Annotated in this window: 1 protein-coding gene; it reads left to right on the top strand. The window is 47.1% G+C overall.

What is annotated here, in order from left to right; translation table 11 throughout:
* Positions 1-607: phosphate/phosphite/phosphonate ABC transporter substrate-binding protein (locus R7Q48_RS28870; protein ID WP_318133776.1), on the top strand; the 607-nt coding region annotated here is incomplete at both ends.

Below are 607 nucleotides of genomic sequence, written 5' to 3'. Positions count from 1 at the left end.
GCTGTATCAGAAAAGGCGTTTGGTGGTTTTCTTGCTCTACGTTATGAGCTCGACAAGCTTGGGTATTTCAACTCATCGTTCTTTGAAACAATCCATTTTACTGGCCCACCGACCGATCAGTTGATTCTCGATGTGATCGACGACCAAATTGATGTTGCAATTGTTCCTGCTTGTACGCTGGAAAACATGGCGGCCGAAGGCAAGATAGAGCTGCATAATTTGAGAGTGCTCAACGAAAGAAGGCCTGCTGATTCGGTTTGCGCAGTTAGTACTCCTCTGTACCCAAATTGGACCATGGCCATGACGGAGCGTGCTCCGGTAGATGTTGGGCAAAAGGTCGCACAAACCCTGTTTGCAATGCCTGCAGATCATTCAGCCGCTATTGCTGCCAACAATGTGGGTTGGACGCTACCTGCGCCTAGCGTTAACGTAGATAAAGTCTACAAGCATTTGGACTTACATCCCTTACAGAAACCTTGGGCGCAAAAGGTTCAAGAGTGGCTACATAAAAACCAAGCAGTCGCTATCGCAGCGCTGCTAACATTGGTGTTACTGACTATCTATCACTTTTGGCTAGAGTGGACGTTCAAACGTAGTAGAGAAAAGT

This window comes from Vibrio sp. 378, from assembly GCF_033339435.1.
The sequence above is the reverse complement of the archived record's forward strand: the minus strand, read 5'-3'. Positions and strand labels throughout refer to the sequence as shown.